The 12,804-nt window shown below is 69.4% G+C and carries 13 protein-coding genes; 7 read left to right on the forward strand and 6 right to left on the reverse strand.

Features of this window, described 5'->3' with window-relative positions:
- The first annotated feature begins 67 nt into the window (after positions 1 to 67).
- The 7 genes from HNP73_RS20820 to hemN are packed head-to-tail and all read left to right on the forward strand — an operon-like array spanning position 68 to position 6,349.
- Entirely contained in the window at positions 68 to 520 is a 453-nt protein-coding gene (locus tag HNP73_RS20820; RefSeq protein ID WP_184154754.1) for a c-type cytochrome, read from the forward strand.
- A 10-nt stretch (positions 521 to 530) separates the two neighbouring features.
- Entirely contained in the window at positions 531 to 1,874 is a 1,344-nt protein-coding gene (locus tag HNP73_RS20825; RefSeq protein ID WP_184154757.1) for a cbb3-type cytochrome c oxidase subunit I, read from the forward strand.
- A 2-nt stretch (positions 1,875 to 1,876) separates the two neighbouring features.
- Positions 1,877 to 2,674, forward strand: a complete 798-nt coding sequence (locus HNP73_RS20830) for a CbbQ/NirQ/NorQ/GpvN family protein (RefSeq protein ID WP_184154760.1) — start codon at positions 1,877 to 1,879, stop codon at positions 2,672 to 2,674.
- An 8-nt stretch (positions 2,675 to 2,682) separates the two neighbouring features.
- A complete protein-coding gene (locus tag HNP73_RS20835) occupies positions 2,683 to 4,545 on the forward strand; it encodes a nitric oxide reductase activation protein NorD (RefSeq protein ID WP_184154763.1) in 1,863 nt (620 codons plus the stop codon).
- Between the two features lie 3 nt (positions 4,546 to 4,548).
- Positions 4,549 to 4,722 (forward strand): hypothetical protein, encoded by a 174-nt coding sequence (locus tag HNP73_RS20840; protein WP_184154765.1) that lies wholly within the window; start codon positions 4,549 to 4,551, stop codon positions 4,720 to 4,722.
- Complete coding sequence (locus HNP73_RS20845; RefSeq protein ID WP_184154769.1) at positions 4,701 to 4,946, forward strand: NnrT protein; 246 nt, start codon at positions 4,701 to 4,703, stop codon at positions 4,944 to 4,946. The genes HNP73_RS20840 and HNP73_RS20845 overlap by 22 nt, the downstream gene beginning before the upstream one ends.
- A 44-nt stretch (positions 4,947 to 4,990) precedes the next feature.
- Complete coding sequence (gene hemN / locus HNP73_RS20850) at positions 4,991 to 6,349, forward strand: oxygen-independent coproporphyrinogen III oxidase (RefSeq protein WP_184154772.1); 1,359 nt, start codon at positions 4,991 to 4,993, stop codon at positions 6,347 to 6,349.
- Here the strand turns inward: hemN and HNP73_RS20855 are convergent.
- Genes HNP73_RS20855 through nosZ form a run of 6 tightly spaced genes read right to left on the reverse strand, consistent with a single transcriptional unit; the run spans position 6,344 to position 12,796 of the window.
- Complete coding sequence (locus HNP73_RS20855) at positions 6,344 to 7,261, reverse strand: FAD:protein FMN transferase (RefSeq protein WP_184154775.1); 918 nt, start codon at positions 7,259 to 7,261, stop codon at positions 6,344 to 6,346. The two genes, hemN and HNP73_RS20855, sit on opposite strands and share 6 nt — an antisense overlap.
- Positions 7,251 to 7,787, reverse strand: coding sequence for a nitrous oxide reductase accessory protein NosL (locus HNP73_RS20860; protein ID WP_184154778.1), 537 nt, complete (start codon positions 7,785 to 7,787; stop codon positions 7,251 to 7,253). The genes HNP73_RS20855 and HNP73_RS20860 overlap by 11 nt, the downstream gene beginning before the upstream one ends.
- On the reverse strand, positions 7,787 to 8,665 hold the full coding sequence (locus HNP73_RS20865) for an ABC transporter permease subunit (protein WP_246400012.1): 879 nt from the start codon (positions 8,663 to 8,665) through the stop codon (positions 7,787 to 7,789). The genes HNP73_RS20860 and HNP73_RS20865 overlap by 1 nt, the downstream gene beginning before the upstream one ends.
- Entirely contained in the window at positions 8,665 to 9,552 is an 888-nt protein-coding gene (locus HNP73_RS20870; protein ID WP_184154781.1) for an ABC transporter ATP-binding protein, read from the reverse strand. The genes HNP73_RS20865 and HNP73_RS20870 overlap by 1 nt, the downstream gene beginning before the upstream one ends.
- Complete coding sequence (locus HNP73_RS20875; protein ID WP_184154784.1) at positions 9,549 to 10,895, reverse strand: nitrous oxide reductase family maturation protein NosD; 1,347 nt, start codon at positions 10,893 to 10,895, stop codon at positions 9,549 to 9,551. Before HNP73_RS20875 ends, HNP73_RS20870 begins: the two co-directional genes overlap by 4 nt.
- Positions 10,892 to 12,796 carry a TAT-dependent nitrous-oxide reductase gene (gene nosZ, locus HNP73_RS20880; protein ID WP_184154787.1) on the reverse strand — a complete coding sequence of 635 codons (1,905 nt, stop codon included), beginning with the start codon at positions 12,794 to 12,796 and terminating at the stop codon, positions 10,892 to 10,894. The genes HNP73_RS20875 and nosZ overlap by 4 nt, the downstream gene beginning before the upstream one ends.
- Positions 12,797 to 12,804 lie beyond the last annotated feature (8 nt).

Genomic DNA, 12,804 nt, shown 5'->3' on the forward strand with positions numbered 1-12,804 from the left:
CGCAACGTTGCCGATTTCGGCCGGGTCTACGCAGGCGAGACTGCAAACCACCGGGAGAGGTCGTGGAATGTCCGAATTCCTCACCAAAGCGCGGGCGCGAAACGTCTTCTACGGCGGATCGATCTTCTTCGCCGGCGTCTTCGCGCTGCTGGCCTGGCAGAGCCACCACCACATCGTGACCAAGTCCACCGCGTCCCTGCCGCTGACCGAAGAGGTCGCGCTCGGCAAGGAGGTCTGGGAGCGCCACAGCTGCATCAACTGCCACACGCTGCACGGCGAAGGCGCCTACTTCGCGCCCGAACTCGGCAACGTGACGACGCGCTGGGGGGTCTACGACGATCCCGAGGCCGCCTTCGAGACCATGAAGGGATGGATGGAAGCCCAACCGTCCGGCATGGAAGGCCGCCGCCAGATGCCGAACTTCGCGCTCAGCGACGAGGAGACCCGGGCGCTGTCCGAATTCCTGCGCTGGTCCGACCACATGGACACCCAGGGCTGGCCGCCCAACGACGCCGGGTGAGGGGAGAGAAATGAAGTACCAGTCCCAGAAAGTCGCCCTCGCATACTTCTACGTGGCAATGGGCCTCTTCGCGATCCAGGTACTCGGCGGGCTTCTCGCCGGCTGGGTCTACGTTTCACCGAACACGCTCTCCGAGGCGGTGCCGTTCAACGTCATCCGGATGATCCACACGAATGCGCTGATCGTGTGGCTGCTCCTCGGCTTCTTCGGAGCCACCTACTACCTGCTGCCCGAGGAAGCGGAACGCGAACTCTTCTCGCCGATGCTCGCCTACGTGCAGCTCGCGATTCTCGTCGTCGGCACCCTCGCCGCGGTCGCCGGCTATCTCATTGGCATCCACGGCGGGCGCGAATTCCTCGAGCAACCGCTCTGGGTAAAGTACGGCATCTTCGTGGCGGCGGTGATCTTCCTCGTCAACGTCTCGATGACCGCGCTCGCGGGGCGAAAGACCGCGATCACCAACATCCTGCTCCTCGGCCTCTGGCTCCTGTCGCTGCTCTGGGTCTTCGCGATCATCAACCCGGTGAACCTCGGGCTGGACAAGCTCTACTGGTGGTTCGTCGTGCATCTCTGGGTCGAAGCGACCTGGGAACTCGTGATGGCGGCGATCCTCGGCTATCTCATGCTGAAGCTGACGGGCGTCGACCGCGAGGTCATCGAGAAGTGGCTCTATGTCATCGTCTCGACCGCGCTCTTCTCCGGCATCCTCGGCACCGGCCACCACTATCTCTGGATCGGCACGCCCGGCTACTGGCAGTGGACCGGCACGATCTTCTCGATGTTCGAGGTGGTGCCATTCTTCGCGATGATGAGCTTCGCCTTCGTCATGGTCTGGAAGGGCCGCAAGAACCACCCGAACAAGGCCGCCCTCCTCTGGTCGCTCGGATGCTCGGTCGTCGCCTTCTTCGGTGCCGGCGTGTGGGGCTTCATGCACACGATCCACGGGGTGAACTACTACACCCACGGCACCCAGGTGACAGCCGCCCACGGGCACCTGTCGTTCTACGGCGCGTACGTGATGCTGAACCTCGCGATGATCACCTTCGCCATGCCGGTGCTGCGCGGCCGCGCACCCTACAATCAGGTGCTGAACATGGTCTCCTTCTGGCTGATGACGAGCGGCATGGCGTTCATGACCTTCACGCTCACCTTCGCCGGCGTTGTCCAGACCCACCTGCAGCGGGTGATGGGAATGACCTTCATGGAGGTGCAGGACCAGCTCGGGCTCTTCTACCTGATGCGCTTCGGCGCCGGGCTCGCGGTGGTCGTCGGGGCGCTCATCTTCATCTACAGCCAGCTCGTCGTCCGGCGTGAGATCATCGATCCCGGCCCGGTCGCCGTACCCGGAGAGTGACGATGAACGCGCTCGCTCCCACCCCCGCCGCTCCGTTCTACCGTCCCGTCGCCGACGAGTGCGCGGTGTTCGAGGCGGCCCACCGCCACGGCCTGCCGCTGCTCCTGAAAGGGCCGACCGGCTGCGGCAAGACCCGGTTCGTCGAGCACATGGCCGCCCGCCTCGGGCTGCCGCTCTTCACCGTCGCCTGCCATGACGACCTCTCGGCGGCGGACCTGATCGGGCGCTACCTGCTGAAGGGGGGCGAGACCGAGTGGGTGGACGGGCCGCTCACCCGGGCGGTGCGGGCGGGCGGCATCGCCTACCTCGACGAGGTGGTGGAGGCGCGCAAGGACGTCACTGTCGTCCTCCACCCGCTGACCGATGACCGGCGCAGGCTGGTCATCGACCGGACGGGGGAGGAGCTCGATGCGCCGGCATCCTTCATGCTCGTCGCCTCGTACAATCCCGGCTACCAGTCGATCCTGAAGAAGCTGAAGCCCTCGACCCGGCAGCGGTTCGTCTCGATCGGCTTCGGCTTTCCCGACCCTGCCACCGAGACAGCGGTCCTCGTCGCCGAGACCGGTCTCGACCCGGCCCGTGCCGGCGCGCTCGTCCGCCTCGGCGGCCACATCCGCAAGCTTTCGGGAATGGATCTGGAGGAAGGCGTCTCGACCCGGCTTCTCGTCTATGCTGCCACGCTGATCGCCGGCGGCATGCGCGTGGACCGGGCGATCGAGACCGCCATCGTCGCGCCCCTGAGCGATGAGGCCGACGTGCAACAGGCGCTGCGCGACGTCGCCGCCTCGGTCTACGGGTAGCACGCGCGATGATCCGCCCGCGCGACCTGATGGAGCCGGAGGAGACCGTCGGAAACCTCTGGCACGACTGGACGACACGCGGGCCGGCGGCTCGTGTCGGGTCCGCCGCCCGGTTCGAGCAGATGCGCCCGAGCGTCGCCGCTCTCTTCCGTGCCCTCGGCGGAGCGGCCGCGACCGAAATCGTCGAGGCCCCGTCCAGCACGCCCGGCCACCGGCGCGGTCCCGAGGTCGGCGCGCGGCGCGAGATGGCCCACGTCGCCGATTTCTCCGGCGACCGGCTGCGCCTGCCACCGGAGATCGACGCGTTCCAGGATCCGTCGCTGAACCGCGCCGCCTATCTCTGGCTCGCGACACTCGCCGCCTGCGTCGAGTTGCCGGAGCCCGAGTCCGATCCGCTCCTCGCCGATCTCGCCGAACTCGCCGCGCTTGCGAAGGCGTCCCGCCGGGCGCTGCACCTCTGTCCCGGTCTCGTGACCGAGCACGAAACGATGTCCGTCGCACTCCGGGTGGGGCGGCGACGGGGATCGCTGCCGAGGACCGAGGCCCAGGTGGAGGCGATCATCGGCGCGATCCTCGGCAGCGGCGAGCCCGGGGTTCTGCCCGTCGGCCCGGCGCCGCGCGGCTATCACACCTGGGCGCCGGTGCCGATCCTGCTCCGCCTCACGCGGATCGAAGCCGGCCGCGCCCCCGCGCCGGACGCGGACGACACACCCGCCCCCTCGCTGCCGGTCAGCACCCGCAAGAGCGCGAAGCGCGAGGACCGCGACCAGGCGAGCCGCACTGACAGCTTCATCATCCACCGCTTCGAAGCGATCATGTCCTGGGCGGAGAGCCTGAACCTCAACCGCACCACCGACGACGACGACGCGGAGAACGCCCAGAAGGCAGCCGATGATCAGGACCACATCACCCTCTCCGAGCACGTGCGCCGCGCCGCGTCGCGCCTGAGGCTGAGCCTCGACCTCGCGCCGCAGGACGTGGACCACGAGCGGCTGGCCGGGCGTTTCACCTACCCGGAGTGGAACCACCGCACCCGTGCCCTGATGCCCGACCATACCTGCGTGCTCGAGGCCGAGGGCGAGCCCGGCGCGGGCTTCATCCCGGATGCCCGCCTCATCGCGCGGGTTCGCCGCCAGTTCGAGCCCCTGCACCCGCGCCGGGTGATGCTGTCGCGGCAGATCGACGGCGACGATCTCGACCTCGACGCCGCAGTGGCGAGCCGGATCGCGATCCGCGCCGGGTCGAGCGGCAGCGACCGCATCTGGCAATCCTCGCGCAAGAGCGCGCGTGATCTCTCCGTTGCCTTCCTCATGGACTGCTCGCGCTCGACCGAAGCCGCGATCGGCGATGGATCGGTCATCGACACCGCCCGCCACGCCCTCGCGGCCCTCGCCGCGGGCATCGACACCGCCGGCGACCGGCTGGGGATCTGGGGCTTCGCCTCGCTCCGCCGCGACCGGGTGTACCTGACCCGCGCGAAGCGCTTCGACGAACCGATGGGGCCAGCCGTCACCGCGCGCATCGGCGGCTTCCGGCCCGGGCACTATACCCGGCTCGGTGCCGCCATCCGCCACGCCTCGGCGAAGCTCGCCGACGAGACCGCCGCGCGCCGCCTGCTCATCGTACTGACCGACGGCAAGCCGAACGACCTCGACCACTACGAGGGCACCCACGGCATCGAGGACAGCCGCATGGCGGTGCGCGAAGCCCGCGCGCTCGGCCACTCGGTGCACGGGATCGTCGTCGATACCGACGGGCAGGACTGGTTCGCCCGCATCTTCGGCCGCGGCGGCTTCACCCTGCTGCCGGACCCGAGCCGCCTGCCCCGGGCGCTGCCCGAGATCTACCAGACCCTGACAATGGAGACCTGACCCATGCGCCGCCTCCTCACGCTCCTCGTCGTCCTGCCCGGTCCCGTCCTCGCCGAGGCGTTCGAGCGGCCGGTGCCGCAGGGAGAGACCGGCGCGGCCGCCGTCTCCTACGCCCTCGCCGCGGTCGGCCTCGTTGTCACCCTCGCAGCCGCGCAATGGCTGATCAGCCGTCGCTGAGGCCGGGCTGGCGGCTCCTCGCCGCGGTCTATCCCTTCGCCGCCGGCGCCGCCGCGGTGAACCTCTTCTTCCTGTCGCTGATCCTGAGCTGGGTCGGGGTGCCGGTGCTCACCCCCAACTGGTCGGTCGTCGGCGGCCTCGTCATCGGCGTGCCGGCGGCATGGGCCTTTGCCCGGCACCTACGCCGGCTGATGGCAAAGGCCGACGAGACGCCGAAAGCTTGACATCGCACAAGGACGGTGACGCCGCACCGGGCGAAAAGAGGGGCATGGAAAACCTCGAACGCCTCGCCGAACTCGGCCTCTTCGACAGCCGCGTGCCGCGCTACACCAGCTATCCGACCGCGCCGAACTTCACGCCGCACGTCGGCGCGGCGGCGCAGGGGCAGTGGCTCGGCGCCGTCGATCCGGCCACGCCGGTTTCGGTCTACGTGCACATCCCCTTCTGCGAGCGCCTCTGCTGGTACTGCGCGTGCCACACGCAGGGGACGAAGACCCTCGCCCCGGTCGAGAGCTACGTGGACGCGCTCGAGACCGAACTTGCGCTCGTCGCCGCCCGCTTGCCCGCGGGCGTCCGCATGAGCCGCCTGCACTGGGGCGGCGGCACGCCGACGATCCTGCCGCCCGCGCTCATCCACCGCCTTGCCAGCGCGATCCGCGACGTGATCCCGCCCGCCGGGACCTGCGACTTCTCCGTCGAGATCGACCCGACGCTGGTCGATCGCGCCAAGATCGACGCGCTCGCCGAGGAAGGGCTGACGCGGGTCAGCCTAGGCATTCAGGACTTCGACCCGCAGGTCCAGCAGGCGATCGGCCGGTTGCAGAGCTGGGAGGAAACCCGGGCCACCGTCGATGCCGTTCGCGCCGCCGGTGTCGCGTCGCTCAACGCCGATCTGGTCTACGGACTGCCGCACCAGACCGAGGCGCGCCTCGCCGAGACCGTCGAGAAGGTACTGGCGCTCGCGCCCGACCGGCTGGCGATCTTCGGCTACGCCCATGTCCCGTGGGTCTCGAAGCGCCAGAAGCTGATCTCCGAGGCGACGCTTCCCGACGATCTCGCCCGGGTCCGTCTCGCGGCCCTCGCCGCCGAGGGGTTCGAGGCCGCGGGGTTCCGCCGCATCGGCATCGACCATTTCGCCCGGCCGGGCGACGGGCTCGATCGCGCGGCGCGCACCGGTCACCTGCGGCGCAATTTTCAGGGCTATACCGACGACGACCGGCCGACGCTGATCGGCCTCGGCGCCTCGTCGATCTCGCGCTTCCCGCAAGGCTATGTGCAGAACGCCGCCGCGACCAACGCCTGGGCCGCCCGCATCGCGACCGGAGCGCTGGCGGGAAGCCGCGGCCACGCCCTCGACGCCGAGGACCGCCTGCGCGCCCGCGCCATCGAGATGCTGCTCTGCGACTTCCGCCTCGATCTGGCGGCCCTCGGCCAGGACGGCGACAGGCTTGGCTCCGATGTGCTGGCGGCCGATGTGCTGGCGGCGGGCGCGCGCTTCGGCGATCTCGTCGAGGCGGATGCCGGCGGGCTCTCGATCCTGCCCGCCGGGCGACCGCTGACCCGGATCATCGCGAGCGCCTTCGACCGCTACCTCGCGGCCGGCGGACGCTTCAGCCGCGCCTCATGACGCCACCCGCTCGACGCTGACGCCCGGCATCACCGGCAGCTCGGCCGCGATGGCGAGGCCGGTCGAGAGGGCATCGGCCGCGGCCGCGCTCGGGGCGGTCACCGTCACGCGGGAGAACCGTGCCGGAGTGGCGCCGGTCCGCGGATCGATGATGTGGGTGAAGCGCCCGGCCGCATCGAACGCGAAGCCCTGCGGCGACGATGTCGCGATCGCCCGGTCGGTCAGGGCCACGACCTCGTCGGTGCCGGCAATCCCCACCTGCCACGGATGCGGCCCTATCCCGCGGATCTCGCCCATGTCGACGAGGGTCGAGGTGACGCCCGCCGCGCGCAACCGCTCGGCGATGCGGTCGGTGATCCAGCCCTGCGCAATTCCGTTCAGCGTCAGCGCCATGCCGGGCCGCGCGAAGGCGATGCGCTCGGGGCTGACGCTGACCGCATCGAGCCCGACCTTGCCACGCGCCGCGATGACGTCGGCAGGCGCCGGGCCGGCCGGGCTGCCGCCAGCGGCGAAGTGCCCGGCGTAGAGCCGCCAGAGCGGCTGCACGGTCGGATCAAACGCACCCCCGGTCGCCGCGTGGAAGCGACGGCAGTCGTCAAGGATCGCCACGAGCTCCGCCGGCGGCGCGGCAAGCGCGCCGACCCGGTTCAGCTCCGACACCGCGCTTTCGGGACGGTAGAGGCTGAGGACGCTCTCGAGCCGCTCCAGCTCGGCGACCGAGGCCGCCACCAGCCGCTCTGCCACCGTGCGATCGGGGTGGTGCAGGACGAGCGTCGCGGGGGCGCCCAGCGCCCGCCCGTGCCACGTCACGACCTCCGCCGTGGCGCGGCTGGCCCGAAGGACGAGGGGCAGGCCCGCGGCTGCGGCCAGCAGGCCGAGGGTGCGACGACGCGTGAAAGCCTCAGTGGTCATGCTGCGCCTCCTCCGGCTCAGGCTCCCCGTGCGGGGTGAGAATGGCCTCGGTCGCGACCGCTTCGAAGGCGACGACTTCGCCGCCATGCTCCCGGGCGAACGCCTCGGCCTTTTCCCTGTCGGCGAAGGGCACGGTCTCCGTGCCGCCCATGCCGCCCTCCACGTTACTCCCGACGACGAAACTCGCGGTCTTCGCGTCGGTCCAGTTGTCAACGCCGGGCTCGGCCCAGCTTGGCGCGGCGCCCATGTCCGAGACATAGATCGCGGCGATGTCCTTCGGCTCCTCGGGCAGGACAGTGAAGGCAAGCGTGTCGCGGGCGGACGAGAACCAGACCGGTTCGTCGACGCCGTCGAGCAGGATCTGGCCCTTCGGCCCCTCATGCTCGGTCAGCATCATCCCGCAGTACCGCCCGATCGCATCGTCGGTCAGCGTGTGCGCCGCCGGCTTCCCGGCCTCCTCCTTGCAGGCGGCCAGCGCGAGAAGCGCAAGGCCGCCGAGAAGCGCGGGCAGGGTCGCATGCGGCATCAGAGCTCCCTCCGGGCGAAGACGCTGGTGGCGAGCGCAAGCGGCGCCGCGGTCCAGGCGAGCAGCACCGCGACGAGGATCGGCGGCGTCAGGGCGGTGTGGCCGGCAAGGGCACCGATGCCGGTCAGGCTGCCGGTGCCGGCCATGCCGAGGGTCAGGAGCCGATAGGCGTCCGTGGGGTTCAGCGCCAGCAACGCGTCGATCAGCAGCGGCGGCAGGCTGTGGCCACCACTCGCCACGAGAAGCCCGAGAAAGGCCATGTCATAGATCAGGACGAAGAACAGCCAGAGGCCGATGGCGATGCCGCCGGCGGTCGAACGCTGCCGGACCAGCGTGCTCGCGAGCAGGCCGAGGGCGAGAAAGACCGCGCCGAGCAGGACCGACGCGGCGACCATCGCGGCGAAGGCGCCCCATGCGGCGGCGCCGAGATTCCAGCCGACGACGAGCGCGGCGGCGCCGTAGCCGAAGGTGGTCGCGAACCCGAGGATCGCGAGCTGGCCGAGGAACTTCCCCAGGATCACCGCCGTGCGCCCGACCGGATAGGCGAGGAGCAGGAGCAGCGTACCGCGTTCCGCCTCGCCGGCGATGGCGTCGTGGGAGAGGAGCAGCGCGATCAGCGGCACGAGAAAGATCGTGAGGCTCGCGAGGCTGACCGTCACCACATCGAGCCGGCTCGCCCCGACCGTGCCGGTGGGGGCGCTGCCGAGAAGCGCGAGCGTCAGCGCGAGCGCTGCGAGCAGCAGGGTCGTTGCGAGCACCCACCGATTGCGAATGCCCTCCCGGACTTCCTTCGCGGCGAGCGTCAGGATCGTCGGCATCGAACGCTCCAGCTGGAGGCGGACACGGGGAAGGGCGTCAGTGTTGGTCGTGACGGTCATCAGGCGGCCTCGCGGCGCAGGAAGTGGGCGTAAAGATCGTCGAGCGTCGGCTCGGTGATGGTGAGATCGGCGATCGCGCTGGCATCGCTCAGGAGCCATGCGAGCAGCGGCAGCTTGCCGCCTGCCGCCACCTCGGTCTCGAAACTGCCGTCAGCGAGGCGGCGCCAGCCGATGGCGGCGAAGCGGCCCACCGGCCGGATCCGCACGCTGACCGGCAGGCGAGCAGCGCTGCGGAGATCGTCAAGGGTGCCGTCGGCGATCTTCTGGCCCTGGTTCAGGATCACGACGCGGTGGGCGCGGCCCTCAAGCTCGGTCAGGGCGTGGCTCGCGAGAAGGACCGTCGCCCCCTCGGAGGCCCGGGCCGAGACGATCGCGTAGAACTCGCGCCGCAACGCCGGGTCGAGGCCGCTGGTCGGCTCGTCGAGGATCAGCACGCGGGGGTGGCCGAGCAGCGCCTGCGCGAGACCGAGCCGCTGCCGCATTCCCTTGGAATAGGTGCCGATCGCCCGGTCGGCGGCACCGATCAGGCCGACTTCGGCAAGCGCCGGGTCAAGGCTGCGCGAGTCGAGACCCTTCAGACGGGCGTAGAAGCCGAGGGTCTCACGGCCGGTGAGCGCGAGGTGAAACGACACGCTTTCCGGCAGGTACCCGACCTGCGCGCGGATGGAGGAAGCGGCGGTGGACGGGTCGAACCCGAGCAGGCGCACGCTGCCGCTGGTCGGTCGCGCGAGGCCCAGCATCATCTTGATCTGCGTGGTCTTGCCGGCCCCGTTATGCCCGACGAGCGCCACGGTCTCGCCGGCATGAAGCGCGAGATCGAGGTCGCGCACCGCGACAACCGAGCCGTAGCGCTTGGTGACACCCTCGAGAGCGACCGTCTTCATCATGGCGTGGCCTCCGGCGGAGACATGAGTGGCGCACTGTCCAGTACGCCACCGGGGAGGGTTGCGGGAAAGCGGGACTGCGCCCAGCGGATCACCTGCACCGCCGGGCTCGTGACCAGCAGACGCGCCTGCGGGGCGGTCCACATCACCCGGTCGATGATGTCGTTCGGGCGGTAGGCCGCATCGGCAATGCCGTCGCCGTCGAGGTCGAAGGCGGGATTGTCGGACCAGAAGTTGCCGCGCCCCTCCACCGACCAGTCGAGGGTGCGGGTGCCGACGTATTTCACCTGTGTCACGTTGCCGATGAAGGCATTGCCCGTGACCTTGTTGCCCTCGGAGCCCGCGGTGAAGTGGATGCCGATGCCGCACCCGTCAAAGCGGTTGTCGGCGATGGAATTGCGGTTGGCGTTGTAGACGAAGAGGCACTTCTCCGGCCCGAGGCGCGATCCGCCCGGCTCTGGTGCGGCATCGCTGGCCGCGTCCGAGCCGGGCATCCCGTCGCTGGCGCCCCCTGCCTCGCCGGTGAACCAGCGGGCCGCGGGCAGTTCGCGGCCGATGACGCGGTTGTCGCGGATCCCGGACTTGTTGGCGGCGTTCAGGAGCAAGCCGTGGTCGCGGTCGCCGTCGGAGACGTTGCCGGTGATCTCCAGCCGGTCGGAGAACATGATCGCATAGCCAACCGTGTTGTCGACCGAGACGTTGTCCGCGATGACGCTGTCGTTGGTGTACATGTAGTGGATGGCGAAGCGGGTCTTCTCCATCCGGTTGCCGCGGAAGATGTCCTTCTTCGAGGCGTTCGAGAAGATGCCGTCTCGGCCGAGGCGGATCGTGTTGCCCTCGACCAGCGCGCCGGGTGCGTTCCAGACCGAGACGCCGTTGCCGGCCTCCGACTGGCGGCCCGTGCGCCCGGTGATGCGGTTGCCGCGAACGATGGCGTCGCGGGCGCCCTGGATGCGGATGCCATGCAGGTTGCCGATGAGCTCGTTGTCCTCGACCACCGCGCCGGCGGCGCCCCGCGCGAGATTGACGCCCGCGTCCATCCCGGTGCGATCCGAGCCCGAGCCGCGGATGACAAGGCCCCGGACCGTGACGCCCGGAGCGGTGACGTTGATGACGCTGCCCCTGTCGTTGCCGACAAGGGCAGCGCCCCGCTCGCCGCGCAGGGTGAGGGCGCGGTCGACTTCTACGGGGCCGGCGTGGGTTCCGGCCCCGAGCACGATCTCGTCCCCCGGCGCTGCCGCCGCCACGGCCCCGGCCACGTCGTCGCCGGGCACGAGGGTGCGCGTGCCCGCGAACGCCGGACCGGCGAGGCAGAGGAGCGCGAGGAGGACGAGTCGAGACGTCATACGGCGGCGGGCTCCACCATCATGCGGCCCTTCATCTCCATGTGCATCGCATGGCAGAACCAGGCGCAGTAGTACCAGTAGACACCGGGCTTGTCGGCCTTGAACGTGACCGAGGCGGTCGCCTGCGGCGCGACCTCGAAGTTGATGCCGTAGTTCACGATCGCGAAGCCGTGGGTCAGGTCCTCCACTTCGTCGATGTTGGTGACGACAACGGTCACCTCGTCGCCCTGCTTCACCGTGAAGGCCTCGAGGCTGAACACCGGCGCGGAGGAGGTCATGTAGACCCGCACCTTGTCGCCATCACGGATCACGTCAGCCGCCTGCATCAGGTCGATGCCATCGGCCTCGGCGAGCTTGATCGTATCCGCGAACATCGGATCGGCCCGGTCCCAGATCGAGACCGGATTGATCTTCGAGGAATGCACGATCGTCGCGTCGTGCGGCTCGGCGAAGGTGGGGTTGTCGTGGACGATCTTCATCTCGTCACCCGAGATGTCGATGAGCTGGTCACACTCCGGCTTCAGCGGCCCGACGTTCAGGAACCGGTCCTTGGAGAACTTGTTAAGCGAGATCAGCCACTTGCCATCGGCCTCCTTGGTCTGCCCCATGGAGGTGTGGTTGTGCCCCGGCTGATAGTGGACGTCGAGCTTCTGCCGGATCGGGTCGACCTTCTCACCGAGGAAGGCGCGCTTGGCGTCGTCGATGTTCCACTTGCAGACCTGGCTGTCGATGAAGAGCGTGGTATAGGCGTTGCCCCGCCCGTCATAGGCCGTGTGCAATGGCCCGAGGCCGAGTTCCGGCTCGGCGACGACCGTGGCGCGCGGCTCGATCTTGTCCTCGAAGAGGTCGTCGAAGAGCCGCACGTCGAAGACCGTCACGGTCGGCGACAGCTTGCCGTTGGCCACGATGTGAATGCCGTCCGGGGCGGTGTTGATGCCGTGCGGACCGTTCGCCACGGGGATGTAGCGGGTGTAGGGCGAGCCGTGCGTGCCGTCGAGCACCGGTACGCCGTTCATGATCTCGGCCTTGCCGGACTGCACCGCCTCCTCGATCCGGTGAATGTTGAAGACGACGAGCCAGTCCTCGTCCGCCGCCATCATGTCCGCGAGCGTGACGCCCCCCTCCGAGTTGTAGCAGGTGGCGAAGCAGTACTTGCCCTGATAGTCGGCATCGACGTTGTCGAGATTGCCGTCCACCTTGATCTGCCAGGCGACTTCCATCGTGTCGCCGTCGACCGCCGTGAAGATCGACCAGTACTGCTTGGGATCGTCAAGGATCTTGCCGTCGTTCGGCAGCGGCACCCCATCCTCGCCGTTCGCGAAGACGTAGCCCGTGCGCGGGTACTTCTGCACCCGCAGCCCGTGCACCGTATGCTGGTTCGGCAACTGGATGATCTTGTCGCATTTCATCACGTCGAGCCGGATGCGGCAGACGCGGGTGTTCGCCTTGTCGTTGGCGTAGAGGTAGCGTCCGTCATAGGTGCCGTCGGTCTGCGACGGGTGCGGGTGGTGCAGGTCGCCGTTCATGTAGATCCCGCCCTTGTCGGCGAGGAACTCCCGGCTCTCTGGCAGCAGGCCCTCGGTCAGGATCCGGCGGCTCTCGTTGGTCTGGCCCCAGCCGGTCGCGCTGTCGCGGTTGAAGACCGGGATGCGCATCAGCTCGCGCATGGAGGGGAGCCCGACGATGCGGATTTCGCCGGACTGGCCGCCCGACACGAAGACGTAGTATTCGTCGAGTTCACCCGGCTCCACGTGCGGCGATCCGGCCGCATCCTGGGCGTATGCCGGCGAGCCGATGCCGATGAGGCCGAGGCCGCCGATGGCAGGGGCGGTGGCGGCGATGGCCGCGGAGCTGCCGATGAGCTGGCGGCGGTTGATCTGCAGGCGGTCGTCGGTCGACACGGGTCTGT

It is taken from the genome of Amaricoccus macauensis (assembly GCF_014201905.1).
Taxonomy (GTDB): Bacteria; Pseudomonadota; Alphaproteobacteria; order Rhodobacterales; family Rhodobacteraceae; genus Amaricoccus; species Amaricoccus macauensis.

Bases quoted from the DNA above. Each gene is read 5' to 3' on its own strand.
- HNP73_RS20820 (WP_184154754.1), top strand. From the start codon at position 68: ATGTCCGAATTCCTCACCAAAGCGCGGGCGCGAAACGTCTTCTACGGC.
- HNP73_RS20840 (WP_184154765.1), top strand. From the start codon at position 4,549: ATGCGCCGCCTCCTCACGCTCCTCGTCGTCCTGCCCGGTCCCGTCCTC.
- HNP73_RS20835 (WP_184154763.1), top strand. From the start codon at position 2,683: ATGATCCGCCCGCGCGACCTGATGGAGCCGGAGGAGACCGTCGGAAAC.
- HNP73_RS20865 (WP_246400012.1), bottom strand. From the start codon at position 8,665: ATGACCGTCACGACCAACACTGACGCCCTTCCCCGTGTCCGCCTCCAG.
- hemN (WP_184154772.1), top strand. From the start codon at position 4,991: ATGGAAAACCTCGAACGCCTCGCCGAACTCGGCCTCTTCGACAGCCGC.
- HNP73_RS20855 (WP_184154775.1), bottom strand. From the start codon at position 7,261: ATGACCACTGAGGCTTTCACGCGTCGTCGCACCCTCGGCCTGCTGGCC.
- HNP73_RS20860 (WP_184154778.1), bottom strand. From the start codon at position 7,787: ATGCCGCATGCGACCCTGCCCGCGCTTCTCGGCGGCCTTGCGCTTCTC.
- HNP73_RS20875 (WP_184154784.1), bottom strand. From the start codon at position 10,895: ATGACGTCTCGACTCGTCCTCCTCGCGCTCCTCTGCCTCGCCGGTCCG.
- HNP73_RS20870 (WP_184154781.1), bottom strand. From the start codon at position 9,552: ATGATGAAGACGGTCGCTCTCGAGGGTGTCACCAAGCGCTACGGCTCG.
- HNP73_RS20830 (WP_184154760.1), top strand. From the start codon at position 1,877: ATGAACGCGCTCGCTCCCACCCCCGCCGCTCCGTTCTACCGTCCCGTC.
- HNP73_RS20845 (WP_184154769.1), top strand. From the start codon at position 4,701: ATGGCTGATCAGCCGTCGCTGAGGCCGGGCTGGCGGCTCCTCGCCGCG.
- HNP73_RS20825 (WP_184154757.1), top strand. From the start codon at position 531: ATGAAGTACCAGTCCCAGAAAGTCGCCCTCGCATACTTCTACGTGGCA.